The 14443-nt window shown below is 61.8% G+C and carries 9 protein-coding genes; 4 read left to right on the top strand and 5 right to left on the bottom strand.

Annotated features, from left to right (window positions below):
* Positions 1–6 precede the first annotated feature (6 nt).
* From ACE3P0_RS19550 to ACE3P0_RS19535, 4 genes are all read right to left on the bottom strand, one after another.
* On the bottom strand, positions 7–717 hold the full coding sequence (locus ACE3P0_RS19550) for a 2Fe-2S iron-sulfur cluster-binding protein (RefSeq protein WP_374404452.1): 711 nt from the start codon (positions 715–717) through the stop codon (positions 7–9).
* Between the two features lie 9 nt (positions 718–726).
* Positions 727–2517 carry an NAD(P)H-dependent oxidoreductase subunit E gene (locus ACE3P0_RS19545; RefSeq protein ID WP_374404451.1) on the bottom strand — a complete coding sequence of 597 codons (1791 nt, stop codon included), beginning with the start codon at positions 2515–2517 and terminating at the stop codon, positions 727–729.
* Between the two features lie 91 nt (positions 2518–2608).
* On the bottom strand, positions 2609–3334 hold the full coding sequence (locus tag ACE3P0_RS19540) for a 2Fe-2S iron-sulfur cluster-binding protein (RefSeq protein WP_374404450.1): 726 nt from the start codon (positions 3332–3334) through the stop codon (positions 2609–2611).
* Complete coding sequence (locus ACE3P0_RS19535) at positions 3324–5102, bottom strand: NAD(P)H-dependent oxidoreductase subunit E (protein ID WP_374404449.1); 1779 nt, start codon at positions 5100–5102, stop codon at positions 3324–3326. The genes ACE3P0_RS19540 and ACE3P0_RS19535 overlap by 11 nt, the downstream gene beginning before the upstream one ends.
* Before the next feature lie 245 nt (positions 5103–5347).
* Between ACE3P0_RS19535 and ACE3P0_RS19530 the strand changes: the two genes are divergently transcribed.
* Both ACE3P0_RS19530 and ACE3P0_RS19525 read left to right on the top strand, forming a co-directional pair.
* Positions 5348–6364, top strand: a complete 1017-nt coding sequence (locus ACE3P0_RS19530) for a class 1 fructose-bisphosphatase (protein ID WP_374404448.1) — start codon at positions 5348–5350, stop codon at positions 6362–6364.
* Positions 6365–6468: 104 nt separating this feature from the next.
* A complete protein-coding gene (locus tag ACE3P0_RS19525; RefSeq protein WP_374404447.1) occupies positions 6469–7008 on the top strand; it encodes an OmpA family protein in 540 nt (179 codons plus the stop codon).
* Between the two features lie 3 nt (positions 7009–7011).
* Here ACE3P0_RS19525 and ACE3P0_RS19520 read toward each other — a convergent pair whose 3' ends face one another.
* Positions 7012–8349, bottom strand: coding sequence for a caspase family protein (locus ACE3P0_RS19520; RefSeq protein ID WP_374404446.1), 1338 nt, complete (start codon positions 8347–8349; stop codon positions 7012–7014).
* 384 nt (positions 8350–8733) lie between these two features.
* Here ACE3P0_RS19520 and ACE3P0_RS19515 point away from each other — a divergent pair, with 384 nt between their 5' ends.
* Both ACE3P0_RS19515 and ACE3P0_RS19510 read left to right on the top strand, forming a co-directional pair.
* A complete protein-coding gene (locus tag ACE3P0_RS19515; RefSeq protein WP_374404445.1) occupies positions 8734–10416 on the top strand; it encodes a ShlB/FhaC/HecB family hemolysin secretion/activation protein in 1683 nt (560 codons plus the stop codon).
* Between the two features lie 105 nt (positions 10417–10521).
* On the top strand, positions 10522–14443 hold a 3922-nt coding region (locus tag ACE3P0_RS19510; RefSeq protein WP_374404444.1), incomplete at its 3' end, for a beta strand repeat-containing protein.

Genomic DNA, 14443 nt, shown 5'->3' with positions numbered 1-14443 from the left:
TCCGGTTCAGTATTTGGATTCGAATTCACATTCGATGGTTTGGGCGTCGAAACGCCGCTCGCCAATCGGCTGTTCGTAACCACGACGCTTCACCAGCAAGGCGCCGGTCGGGCACACCTGAATCGCGCGGTCGGTCGCCTCGATGTTGGTGTCCTTCAGCAGCCCCGTCGGCGAATTGACCACCAGCCTAGTGTCGATACCACGCCCCGATAGGCCGAACAAGTCCTTTCCGTCGGCATCGCGGCTTGCGCGCACGCATAACGAGCAATTGATGCAGCGATCCCGGTCCAGCACCACCTCTGGGTGAGACGCATCCATCGCACGGCTGGGGAATCGATGCGGGAGCGAGGTGTCCTCCATGCCAAGGTGGTAGGCCACTGCCTGCAGTTGGCAATTGCCACTCTTCACACAGAACGGACAGAAGTGATTACCTTCGATGAACAGCATCTGCACGATGCGGCGACGGGCGTCCTGAATGTCCGGCGCGTCGCTCTCGACCTTTGCGCCAGCGCTGGCCGGCGTCGTGCAACTGGCGCTGAGCCAGCCATTCACTCGCACGGTGCATACCTTGCAACTGCCGTGCGGCTGGAATTCCCGGTGGTGGCACAGGTGCGGGATGTAATGACCAGCCGCCAACGCGGCATTCATGATCGTCTGGCCTGCTTCAAACGCGACGGCTTGGCCGTCCAGCGTGAATGTGTTGTTCGGATCGCTCATCGGTCGCTCTCAATCACTGTGAATCTGGTCTAGTTGATCTTGGCGCCCGGTCAGCGCACGCGATTCGGTGACAGAAGCGTCCAGATCAAAGTCGGGCACAAAGTCCGCCTCCGCCAGCAGGCGGCTGCTGTATTCCTCGGGGAAGCGCTTCATGGTGTCGAGCAAGGTATTCGGCGCTGTCTCGCCCAGCCCGCAATGCGAATAGCCTTTGACAAAGTCACCGATCGAACGCAGCTGATCCAGATCTCGCTGCGTGCCCTGGCCATCCGCAATCTTGTCGGCGTAGTGCTTGAGCATCTGCGTGCCGACACGGCAAGGGGTGCAGAAGCCGCAGGACTCATGAGCAAAGAAGTGGGCGAACTGCCGCGCCACGTCCACCATGTCGCGCAGATCGTTGAACACCATGACGCTGCCGCCGGTAGCAAGGTCCGCATAGCTCACGCGACGATCAAATTCGGCGCGCCCGATGCATGTGCCCGCAGGCCCACCAACCTGCACCGCTTTGGCATTCTCGCCGCCGCAGCGGGCGAGCATCTCGTGCACGGTGGTGCCAAGCGGCAATTCATAGATGCCCGGGCGCAGACAGTCGCCCGCAATCGACAACAACTTGGTGCCGCGCGATTTGGCCTCGCCATGACTGGAAAACCACTCGGCCCCTTTCCACGCGATTTGCGCGGCCTGCACGAACGATTCGACGTTGTTGTTGATCGTCGACTGGCCGAAGAGGCCGATCTTCACCGCGGACGGCGGCCGCACGCGCGGGATGCCGCGCTTGCCTTCCAGCGATTCGAGCAGCGCAGACTGCTCGCCACAGACATAGGCACCAGCGCCGAGGTGGATGCGCAGATCAAAGTCCAGCCCGCTCTCACAAACGTTGTCGCCGAGCAGGCCAGCCGCGCGACGTTCGGCAAGCACCGTCTGCAAGCCTTCCATCATGTATTCGTATTCACCGCGCACATAGACATAGCCCTTCTTGGCACCGACGAGCAGCCCCGCGATCGTCATGCCTTCGAACAGCTCATCGGCGTACTTGGCCAGCAGCACACGATCCTTGAAGGTGCCCGGCTCACCTTCATCGGCGTTGCAGGTGATGTAGTGGGTGCCTTTCATCTCGTAGGCGCCGCGCCACTTGCGCCCTACCGGGAATCCCGCGCCACCGCGCCCTTGCAGACCAGAGCGCTCGACCTCGTCAAGCGTTGCGGGCAAACCGCGTGCAAGCGCCGTGCGGATCGCCTCGCCGGGCGGGATGAAGGTGTCGAGCGTGATACCGCGCTCGCGAATACCGTCGTCAACGTGGAACCACTCGGCAGGCCACTCGTTGACCGGCACCCGGTGCTCGATCAGCGAGGCCATTTTTTCGATGCGCGCCTCGGTCATCCGCGTGAAAACCCGCCCGTTTGCCAGGCCCGCAGGCGCTTGTTCGCAGTGCCCGGTGCAGGAGGTCATCGATACCGTGACACGCCCGTCCGCCCGCGGCTCGCCAAGCGTTACGCCAAGCCGGTCGGCAAGGCGTTTTGCCACGATCTGGCTGCCTGCCATGCGATCGGTAACCGAGTCGCTGAAATAGACGTCGAACTGCCCGCGCGGCGTGGTGTGCAGGAAACTGTAGAACTCGACACAGCCGCGCACACGGGCAACCGGCAGATTGAGCACATGCGCGAAGAACTGGATTGCCTCTTCCGGCACATAGGAGCGAGTCGCCTGCACTTCACGCAGCATTTGCAGAAGACGGTGTCGCGCGTGAAGGTGACGCGCAGCAATGTCATGCAGCGTTGCGGACTGACTGAGGGGGGAAGCCATGTCGTGTCCCGTCGGTTGGTTTCACTATGCGAATTGATACCCCTCATGGACACCCGCGCTCTTGTCCGGCGTCAACCTGCCGGGGCGCCGTTCATACGGCCGGTTTGCCCGGCACGGCCGCATCAGCCGATTCGCCAATGTCATGAAGATCGTAGCGGCGCTGTCCGATCGGCGTTGCGAATGCCGCACGTTTGGGCACGATCGCGCCGACCGGGCATACATGCGCAGCCGTATCGGTGGCCGCGAAACGCGAATCACCAAGCAGGCCGGTCGGGCTGTTAACCACGAGCCGGGCGTGAATCCCCCGCCCCGACACGCCAAACACTTCCTTGCGATCAGCGTCTCGGCTCGCCCGCACACAAAGCTCGCAGAGGATGCAGCGATCGTGGTCGATCATCACGTCGGGGTGCGAGGCGTCCAGCTCACGCCGCGGATACTGATGGCTGTAGTGCGTGTCTTCCATGCCCAAGTGATAGGCAACGGCCTGCAACTTGCAGTTGCCGCTTTGCTGGCAGAACGGGCAGTAGTGGTTGCCTTCCGCAAACAGCATCTGCACCACCCGCTTTCGGTAGGCCCGGATCTCCTCGGTCTCGCTTTCGACCTTCATCCCGTCGATCACGGGTTCAAAGCAGGCCGAGGTGAACTTTCCGTTCGCTTTCACCGAGCACAGCTTGCACGAACCATGCGGAGGGAACTCCGCGCGATAGCACAGGTGTGGGATGTAATGCCCGGCTGCCGTCGCAGCCTGGATGATGGTCTGCCCCGTCGTGTACGGCAGCGACTTACCATCGAACAGGAAGAAGCCCTTATCCGCCATGCTGCATCTCCTTACCGCGCATCTGGCGCGCCTCGCTCAGCTCAGCATCCAGATCGAAGCCGGGGTCGCCGGCCGCGCCGCAAAGGCGCGCTTCGAAGACCGGGCGGAAGCGCGTGAGCGCGTCGAGAACCGGGTTCGGCGCTGTTTGCCCCAGGCCGCAGTGGCTAAGCGCGCGGGTAAGACGGCCAGCCCCTTCAATCTCGGCGAGATCCGCGGCACTCGCGTGCCCATCGGCCACCTTGTCCACCAGTTGCCGGATCACCGTTGTGCCGACTCGGCAAGGTGTGCAGAAGCCGCACGACTCATGCTGGAAGAAGCGCGCGAAGTTCTGCACGATCGCGATCACATCGCGGCTCCAGTCAAACACCATCAGCGATCCGGTTGTCGGCATGTCTTCAAAGGCAATGCGGCGACCAAACTCGCTTGCGCTGATCAGATGGCCGGATGGGCCGCCGATCTGGATTGCCTGTACCGCGGTCGCACCGCAATCTGACAGTACTTCGCTGATGGTGACGCCGAACGGATACTCGAAAATGCCGCGACGCGGCACGTCGCCCGAAATCGACAGCAATACCGTGCCGCGAGACTTTTCGGTCCCCATTGCAGCGAACCACGCCGCCCCTATCGCCGAAATCTGAGCCGCCTGAATGAAGGTCTGCACGTTATTGACGATGGTGGGTTTGTCGGCATAGCCGCGCACGGCAGGAAACGGAGGGCGCACGCGCGCCTGCCCGCGTTTGCCTTCGAGCGATTCGATCAAGGCAGACTCTTCACCGCATATGTAGGCACCTGCACCGAGGTGAATCGCAATGTCGAAATCGAAGCCGGCCCCGATGACGTTACTTCCGAGCAGCCCCTCCTCGCGGCGCCGCTCGAGTACCGATTCGAGGTGCGGCAACATGTACTCGTACTCACCGCGCAAGTACAGGAAGCCCTGAAGGGCGCCGACCACGAAACCGGCAAGCGCCATGCCCTCGAACAACTCGTCGGCGAATCGCGTCAGCAGCACACGATCCTTGAACGTGCCGGGCTCGCCCTCGTCTGCGTTGCACACCACGAAGCGCTGAACGCCCGGTGCTTCAAGGCAAAAACGCCACTTGTGCGCGGTCAGGTAACCCGCCCCTCCCCGCCCGCGCAGCCCCGAGTGAGCCAGCTCCGTCAGCGTGCTGGCAGCGCCTCGTGCAATCGCGGCCTTCAGCGCAGCACCCGGCGCCATCCCCAGTTCCAGCATCGGGCCGGTATGGCGGATGTTGTCGCGCACCGCAAACCAGTCTCGCGGCCACGCCTCCAGCGCAATGCCCGCATCCACAAGGTCCGCCATTTCGTCGATGCGTGCGGCGTCTAGTCGCGTCACAGCGAGCCCATTCACCAGCGCTGCCGGCCCCTGGTCACTCATGCCGGTGCAGGATGTCAGATCCACCGTAACGACACCGTCCTTGCGTGGCGCGCCTGGAGTGACACCCAGTCGATCGCAGAGCCGTTGCGTCAGCGTACGTGCGCCGAGCATCTGATCGGTGATGTTGTCCGAGAAACGGATGTCGTAGCGGCCGCGCGGAGTTTCGTGCAGAAACGCGTAGAACTCCACCACGCCTTGCACCTGTGAGAGTGGCACGCCCAAGTGCCGCGCGAAGAACTGCATTGCGGCCTGCGGCACGTGCGAATAAGAGGCCTGCACCGCACGCAGCATCTGCAGCAATTGGTACGGATCGTCCTGATAGCGTGCGGATATCCTCGCAAGCACCCGATCCAGGCTGGACGACAGCGGCATCGCTTTCCTCCGCACTCATGCCCGGCGTCGCCGGGCCTCAGTTCATTCTAGGCGCAGGATCGTGTGCACCTTTGCGCGGCATCAGGGAATTTCGGCGCATCTGTGGCCAGTGTGCGGGCCAGACACCCCCGGGCCATCCCCACTATTGCGCAGAGCGATGAACCGACATACTTGTGTGCGATGGGTGCCGATGCGGTTCGGGGGAAGCGCACGGCGCGTTCAGACGCACAGGGATGGGGGATACGATGGAACGCATCACGCTCACGCAATACCTGCTCGAACAACAGCGGGACCGCAACGTCATTACGGCCGACCTGCGACTGTTGATCGAGGTTGTCGCTCGGGCCGTTCGCGCAATCAGCGTTAACGTCGGCAAGGCGAATATCGCAAGCACGGTGGGCAGCGGTTACGGTTCAGACGATGAGGTCCCGCCACACGCGGAGCCAATTCACCAGGTCGCAAACGAAATCCTGTTGATGTCGAACGAGTGGGGTGGCCACCTCGCGGCGATGGCGTCCGATACGATGACCGAACCCTACGTCATTCCGAATCGCTACCCGAAGGGCGAGTACCTGCTGGTGTTCAATCCGCTCGATGCGACGAACAACCTCGAATACAACGTCTCGGTTGGCACCATCTTCTCGGTTCTGCATTGCCCCGAGGGCCAGGCGCCTGACACCCAGGCCTTCCTGCAACCGGGAACGCGCCAGCACGCCGCCGGCTATGCGCTGTATGGGCCGCAAACCTTGTTGGTGCTCACCGTCGGTGCCGGGGTCGTCGGCTTCACGCTCGATCGCGAGTTCGGCACGTGGTTCCTGACCCAGCGTGACATGAAGATTCCGGTCGAGACCAAGGAATTCGCGATCAACCACTCGAACGCCCGGCTCTGGGATGCGCCGATCAAGCGCTACATCGACGAACTGCTCGCAGGGAAGGATGGTCCGCGCGGCAAGGATTTCAACATGCGCTGGGTCGCCTCGATGGTCGCCGACATGCATCGCTTGATCACGCGTGGCGGTGTCTTCATCTATCCGAAGGACAAGCGCGATCCGACCAAGCCGGGGCGGCTTCGCCTGCTCTACGAGGCGAGCCCGATGGCGATGATCGTCGAGCAGGCGGGTGGTATGGCTTCAACTGGAACGAGCCCGATTCTCGACGTGCAACCGCAAGCGCTGGATCAACGAATTCCCGTCGTAATGGGCTCGCGCTCGGAAGTGGAGCGACTCGTTCGCTACTACGAGGAGGCATCGCAATCCGTTTGATTCGTCGGGGCGGGCCGTGCGGCTGAGCGTGAAGCACGAGCTTGACAGAAAATCCTGCTCGGCTAACGTGCAAGCGAGCCCACTTCACACTGCAGGAATTTCCAATGTCATCGAAACTCCGCCGTCTTGCCCCCTCCTTGCTGGCGTGCTTGCTGTTCCAGGCTTCCGGCGTCAATGCCGAAGAGGTCGTCGATCTCGGCAGTCGGGTGCCGGACGCGAAGACCGTCGCGGAGGGCCTGTTCCCTGAGGATACCTGCAAGGAACTCGAAGCCAGCGGCTTCAAGTGCATGGGTTTCAAGCCCGCAGTGCGGTTCTCGCTGCCCGGCGCATCCTTTGCACGGGGTTCAGCCGAGTTGAGCGATCAGCTCAAGAACCAGCTAGATGCCTTCGCGGAAGTGCTCAAGACCAAAACTGACACGAGCTACAAGATCGTTATCGAGGGCCATACCGATATCACCGGCCCCGATGCGCTCAACGACAAGCTTTCTTTCCGCCGCGCGCAGGCGGTGCGAAGCTACTTGATCGCAAAAGGCGCGCAACCGGCTCAACTCGAAGCGGCGGGCATGGGTTCCAAGAAACTGCGCAACCCGAAAGACCCCGCGGGCGGCGAGAACCGCCGCGTGGAGATCGGGCGTCAGCAGTAAGTACTACTTGCGTGTGTTGTCGAGCGTAGGCGGTGGCGTAAAGCCAAGCGCCCTCGCCCGCCCTTCATAGCGCGATGCAAGGTGGGGCTGGTCCGTCGCACGATAGTGCAAGGCGAGTTCATAGCTCGCGATACCGTTGCCCAGCTCCACCGCCAGTTGCAACCACCCCTCCCAACGCTTCAGATCGGCCGCGAGCCGGTGTGTGCCGTCGCGATACATGCGCCCGATCCGGGCTGCCGCATCCTTGTCGCCACGTACTACCTTGCCTAGATCACTGCGATAGTCGTTATCGCCAACGTCAGTAGTAAAGGCGCTGCGATAAAGGCGGACATCGCGTGAGTTGAGCGCTGCCGCTGCCTCCTTTGCACCGTCGCGTGCGACCGTCGCACTTGCGGCGAAACGCCCGTCCGGATAAGCACGCAGATAATTTTCGGCACGGCTGATCACATCGGCCGGCCAGCTAGCGGCTTCCACTTCGGCCCAAGCGCCCTGCTCGTCCGTCGCCACCGGCAACACTTCGGTTCCGAGCCCCAAACGGGTGCGCTGCCGGGTGTTCTCCGCGATATACGGGATCTGCGCGATCTGCCGGATGGCGCGCACCGGGTGGTTCTCCATCGTGCGCGTGACATCCGTCTTGACCATGCGGAAGAAGTCCGAGAACGAGACCTCATCCGGGGCTTGCTTGAGCATCTTGACGAATGAGCCGGTGTAGAAGGTGTTCTGCGCCGGATCCACCGGAGAGATCGCAGGTCGCCCAGCGCCCGTTGCGAAAGCGATCAGTGCACCCGGCGGCGGCTCGATCTGGTTGAGACCGTCGGTATCCCTGCTCACCGAACTGATCGAGGTTCGGCATGCATCGATCACGGCCATCGTCAGACCTTCCGGCCGCTGCGGCAGGCTATCGAGAACGTCGCGGCGCAAGCGGATCGCCTGACCGAGCAAATCGCGTGAGGCACTTGCCGGATTGAGCCCCGCTGAAAGCAGAAGGTTTTCGGACTCAACCTGCAGTCCGTGCCCGGAAAAAAAGAACAGGGCTACTGCATCGGGGCCGGCAGTGCGCACCTGGGTCGCGAACTCCCTGATCGCTGCCAGGAATGCCGGGGTCACAAGATCAGCGGCGGTTGTAACCCGGAATCCGCGCAGTTCGAGTGCTGCGCCGACATCGCGGATGTTCTTGGGTATCGGTGGCAGGTCGAAGGGGTCCGGATATAGATGATTGCCCACCACCAGCGCAAGCCGTTTCTGGCCCTGACTGGCTCCCAGCCGCGTACTCGCCGCCAACAAGGGCAAGGACAGAAACTGACGGCGAGAGATCGGGAACGATGTGGGCAAACGACGCATTTCGGGATCCCCTGTGACGACGAGTTCGATTGTAGGTGCCAGTCGCCTGCAATCGCTGAGGTCGGCGGCCAATATTCTTTCAGGATGCGTAAGGCTGCACACACAGCCGCGTTTGCCGACGGCATACTTCGACCTCGGACGGTGCGTGTAATCTCGCGGCCGCCTTGATGCGGAGCAAGACGCAACTACCTGTCGGAGCAGCTTCATCGGCGGCTACGAATGAGCCCGGTTCCGCGGAGTCCGAGCGCACATGCGCTGCCATGCTGCAATCGCGCAGCAGCAAGTGAACGAGGTTCACGATTGCGTCACCAGCCTGAAACGAGCCCCGCCCCTAGCCGACGGACCCTCTCGACACCGACGCGTGACAGGGTACGCGCGCTGCTGATGGCACTGACACTTGCCGTTGCGGGTGCCGCGCATGCGCAGGTCGCACCCACACGGCCAGTCGTCCCCCGAATTGAAGAACTCAAGCGCGATGTAGAGCAGGCGACACCGCAGCGGGACGATGAGGTCAAGCCACCCGCGGTACCGAGCACGCCGGCGCGTGAGCTCGGCAAACCCGCCGACGATTTGAGAATGGACGTCCGCGGCTACCGCGTCACCGGATTGAGCGAGGCAGACCCGGCCGAACTGGAGCGAGTGCTGCAGAAATTTGCGGGCGCGGCTCGCAGCTACGAGGACATCTCCAACGCAGCGGCTGCTGCGACCGAATACCTTCAGAGCGAACTCGGCTACTACTTGGGCTATGCCTATCTGCCAGAGCAAAGCCCAAAAGACGGCGTCATCGAGATTGCCGTCATGGAGGGGCGACTTGACCAGATCACGCTCGACTGGAATCCGAAGAGCCTGATCCGTCAGAGCGTCATCGAATCGCACCTCAGCGCGATCCCACCAGGGTCGATCATCAAGGTACGCGATGTCGAGCGGCTGGTCTTTGTTCTCAATGATTTGCTGGGTGGCAGCGCCCGCTTCGAGGTCAAGGCCGGCCGGGTGCCCGGCACGGCAACACTGGTTGTGATTCCTGAGCCGGATTCCCGCTACACGGCCCAGGTGACGGGAGATAACCTGGGATCTCGATACTCAGGCGAATACCGGCTCGGGGTCGGCGCCTCGGTGATGAGTCCGCTCGGGCTCGGCGATGGGCTGTCATTGAACGGCATGGCGTCGCAAACCGGCGGCTTGGGTTTCGGGCTGTTGAACTACACGGTGCCGATCTCCCGGTATGGCTTCAAGTTCGGCGTGTCGCTGTCACACATGCGCTATCGCCTGAATGAAGATGACTTCCCGCTTGGGCTCACCGGCACGACTGACGCTTACTCGCTGTTTGCACTTTATCCGGTCGTCCGCGGGCGCAATCTGAACGTCTTTGCGCAACTTGGGTGGGACCGCAAGGACTTCGTGGATAGCCAGACAGCGCTGGATATCGACAGCAGAAAGCAGACGCGGATGGTCTGGACCGGTCTGACTGGCGACGCGCGCGATTTACTGCTCGGCGGCGGCATCATGTCCTTCAGCGCTCTGGTGGCGAGCGGGAAGGTCATGCCGGAGAACCCCGCCGAGGGGCTCGACAACCACCGAAGTTTCACGAAACTCGGTCTGTCAGCGTCCAGGTTACAGGCGATCATTCCCAATCGCGTGTTGCTGTTTGCCCGCTACAACGGTCAAGTGGCTTTCGCGAATCTTGATTCAACCGAGCGTTTCAGCCTTGGCGGCGAATCCGGTGTTCGCGCCTACGCGCCGGGCGAAGGTGCTGGCGACAGCGCCCATGTTGGCACGCTCGAGTTCCGCTTTCTACCACCTGCGCAATGGTTCTACATTGCGCGCGAACTTTCGCTGTCAGCCTTTGGTGACTGGGGCTACGCTAAGTTAAGACATGATGTTTCGAGGCAGCCGCGCGGCTTCGACAACACGACCTACCTTGCTGGCGGTGGAATCGGCCTAACCTGGGAGCGCCCACAACGCAGCACCGTTCGCGCTTCGATTGCATGGCGGGCAACCGGGCCTGGCACCAGTGACTCAGCCGACCGCCTGCCTCGCGTCTATGTTGTTGCAACACAGGCCTTCTGACGCCGTTCGCCACCCGACCAGGATCCAAGCACGATGGCCAACTCTTCCGCCGCTCGCCGCCCACTGAGGCTGCCTCGCCGAACGGTTATCGCCAATGCCATCGCATTGGCTCTGCTCAGCTGCGACTTCGCCTATGCCTTGCCCACGGATCCCGTTGTCGAAAGCGGCCAGGCGGCCGTCAAAAGTACCGCCCCGAATGCACTGAGCGTACGTCAAACGAGTGACAAAGCGGTCATCAACTGGCGCAGTTTCGGCATTGGCGCTGGGGAGTCAGTGGAATTTGCTCAGCCCTCCTCCAGTGCCGTTGTGCTGAACCGGGTGTTGGGGATGGACCCGAGCCAGTTGCTCGGTGAACTGAAAGCCAATGGCCGCGTGTTCCTCATCAACCCGAACGGTATCGTTTTCGGCAGGAATGCTCGCGTCGACGTTGGTGGGCTGGTTGCATCGACGCTGTCCTTGTCCTCACACGACTTTCTTGCGAACCGACTGCGATTTACGAATGAGGGGGCCGCCGGTGCAATCAGCAACGAAGGTGCAATCAACGCGGGGGCCGGCGGCATCGCGCTGATCGCGCCACAGATTGCCAATCAAGGGTCGTTGCGCGCCGACAACGCAAGCATTGGATTGGTTTCAGGCGATACAGTGCTTGTCGATGTCGAGGGCGACGGCCTGATGGCATTTCGCGTCGACCGCGGCACTTTGGCCCCGCGTATCGAGCAACTCGGACGGATCCAGGCCGACGGCGGATCCGTAAGCCTTCAGGCAAAAGCCCGCGGTGCGATGGCCGACACGGTCTTGAACATGGACGGCGTGATCCGGGCGCGCGGTATTGGCGAGAAAGGCGGTCGCATCGTTCTTGATGGCGGTCCAGCCGGCATAACCCGAGTTGCAGGCGCACTTGATGCAGTCTCATCGCAAGGTCGAGGCGGCGACATCAGCGTGACGGGCGAGAAAGTGCTGATCGATACAACGGCCACAGTCTCAGCTTCCGGCGACACCGGCGGTGCGATTCGCATCGGAGGCGGAATCCGTGGCGCCGACACCACAATCGAAAATGCCGAGCAGGTTCATATCGCCGCGCAGGCCTCACTGAGCGCCGATGGCGGCACCGCAGGCGACGGCGGTTCGGTCGTCATCTGGTCAAATCGAAGTACCTACGTCGGTGGTTCGCTGAGCACGCTAGGGAAGCGCGGTGGCTTTATAGAGACTTCATCTGCAGGTGCGCTAGATATACCTCGTGCCCCAGTCGTCGGTTTTGGCGGTACTTGGTTGATCGACCCACTGAACATCGAGATTGTCTCGGGCAACGTCGCGACAGACGCTTCAGATGCATCCCCGTTTACGCCGTTGGCCTCCGGAGCCAAATTGGGCGTCGAGCTAATTCAGGACGCGTTGAAGAGCGGCGCAAGCATCACTGTTACGACTGTTGGCACATCCGCCGGCGGGCATGGCGACATCAAGCTTACAGCCGATCTCGACTATAAATATGCCGGGGATAATAGTCTGACGCTTGAAGCAGAGGGCGACGTCATACTAAACGGCAAGATTTCCGGGTCTGCAGCCGCAACGTCGCTGAACCTAACGCTGCAGGCGGGCGACCATCGTACTATTCAGCTAAATAACTCAATAGTTGACCTGAGGAACGGCAGGTTGGTCGCGGCCAGCGCCGTAAACCTGCAATCGAATGTCACCATCACGGCCCATGGCGACGCAAGCCTAGGCGCTGTTGACGGTGCTAAGTCGTTAACGATCAACAGTGCGGGCACGACCACTTTTTCGGCGCCGGTGGGCAGCACAACCCCCCTCACTGGACTTACGGTCTCAGGTGCCGTTAACGCGCGAAGCATCCGAACCAACGGCGCACAGCATTTCGGCAGCATTGCGAGCTTGAATGGAGACTACGCGACCGGCGGCGGTGCATTCACGGTCGGCGGCGCGGTCACCCTGGCCGACGACACCACTGTCAGCGCGGGCGGAGGTTCGATCAACTTCGCAGCATCGGTCGATGGCGCCCACTCCCTCAGCACTAGCAATTCAGCCAGTACCTCGTTCGTTGGCGCCGTTGGGAACCACGCCGCGCTTGCCAGCCTCACCTCTATTGCGGGCGCTTTTAGCGCGGCTTCCGCGATTTCAACAAGTGGGAGCACAAACCTCACTGCAGATACGATCAGTATCAACGGACTGGCAAGCGGAGGTGGCTCCACGTTGACGGGAAAGACCACGCTCAAGGGTGATATCACTACGTTGCACAGTGCGTTCAGCGTCTTTGGACCGACAACTCTGGGGGGCGCCACAACGATAGTTGCGAACAATGGCGCTATCGTTTTCGATGGTCCCGTGAGCGGTGCGGAAACGCTTGCGACGAACTCAACAACGGGCACGACCTTCGGAGCAACCGTTGGGCTCGGCGCCCCGCTCGACCGCCTTACCGTGACTGGTCCCATCGACGCTCGTGGGATTCACACCAACGGGGATGTCTCACTTGCCGGGTCTGCAACCTTGCGCGGATCCTATTCGACGGCCGGTGGCGATTTTAGCGTGGCCGGTGCCACACACCTCACGGGCGACGCAACGGTAAACACGGGCGTAGGCACGATCAACTTTGGGGGGACCGTTGATGGCGCGCGCTCACTCACGCTCACCAACAATGGGATCACACGCCTTAGCGGCGCGGTTGGATCGGCAACGCCCTTGTCCAGTCTGACAATCGATGGTGGCGGCGCAATTCAGTTGGCGGTGAGGGAAATTAACTATCCCGATATCGCAACCGTCAGTACAACGGGTAGCCAGACCTATGCTGACCCAGTGTATCTAGAGCAACCGACCTTCCTCAAGAGCAATAACGCTTCGGTGCTATTGCTCGACTCGCTGGATCGCAATGGCCACGGTTTCGCGCTACGAAATGGCGGCTTAGGTGGATGCGACCTCATTGATGGCACCTTCCCAGCCAGCGGTGGCGTGCCTTGCCTCAGCTTGCTCGGTGCAGTAACCCTGAACGCAACCGGCGCCCTGACGTTTTCGGACGCGGTCGATGGCGGCTACACACTGACCCTCAACGGCAACTTCAACAAGACGTTCGATGCGTTGATAGGTAGCACCGCACCGCTCGCCAGTCTCATCAGCAACGGTGGCACAACACAGTTGGTCGGCGCCATCACAGTGGGCGACATCGCCATCGACGGCAACGCCAACCTCGCTGGCGCCTACGCCACCTCGGGCGGCGCCTTCAATGTGAGCGGCGCGACGGCGCTTCTTGCTGACACGTCGGTCAGCACCGGGAGCGGCACGATCAACTTTGGGGGGACCGTTGATGGCGCGCGCTCATTCACGCTCACCAACAATGGGATCACACGCTTTAGCGGCGCGGTTGGGGCGGCAACGCCCTTGTCCAGTCTGACAATCGATGGCGGCGGCGCAATTCAGTTGGCGGTGAGGGAAATTAACTATCCCGATATCGCGACCGTCAGTACAACGGGTAGCCAGACCTATGCCGACCCGGTGTATCTAGAGCAACCGACCTTCCTCAAGAGCAATAACGCTTCGGTGCTATTGCTCGACTCGCTGGATCGCAATGGCCACGGCTTTGCGCTACGAAATGGCGGCTTAGGTGGATGCGACCTCATTGATGGCACCTTCCCGGCCAGCGGTGGCGTGCCTTGCCTCAGCTTGCTCGGCGCAGTAACCCTGAACGCAACCGGCGCCCTGACGTTTTCAGGCGCGGTCGATGGCGGCTACACACTGACCCTCAACGGCAACTTCAACAAGACGTTCCATGCGTTGATAGGTAGCACCGCACCGCTCGCCAGTCTCATCAGCAACGGTGGCACAACACAGTTGGTCGGCGCCATCACAGTGGGCGACATCGCCATCGACGGCAACGCCAACCTCGCTGGCGCCTATACCACCTCGGGCGGCGCCTTCAATGTGAGCGGCGCGACGGCGCTCCTTGCTGACACGTCGGTCACCACCGGGAGCGGTGCGATCAGTTTTGGCGGCACGGTCAACGGCGCACATGCGCTCAGCACGA

The organism is Niveibacterium sp. (assembly GCF_041909475.1).
Taxonomy (GTDB): Bacteria; Pseudomonadota; Gammaproteobacteria; order Burkholderiales; family Rhodocyclaceae; genus Niveibacterium.
This window is presented reverse-complemented; position numbering and strand designations above follow the sequence as displayed.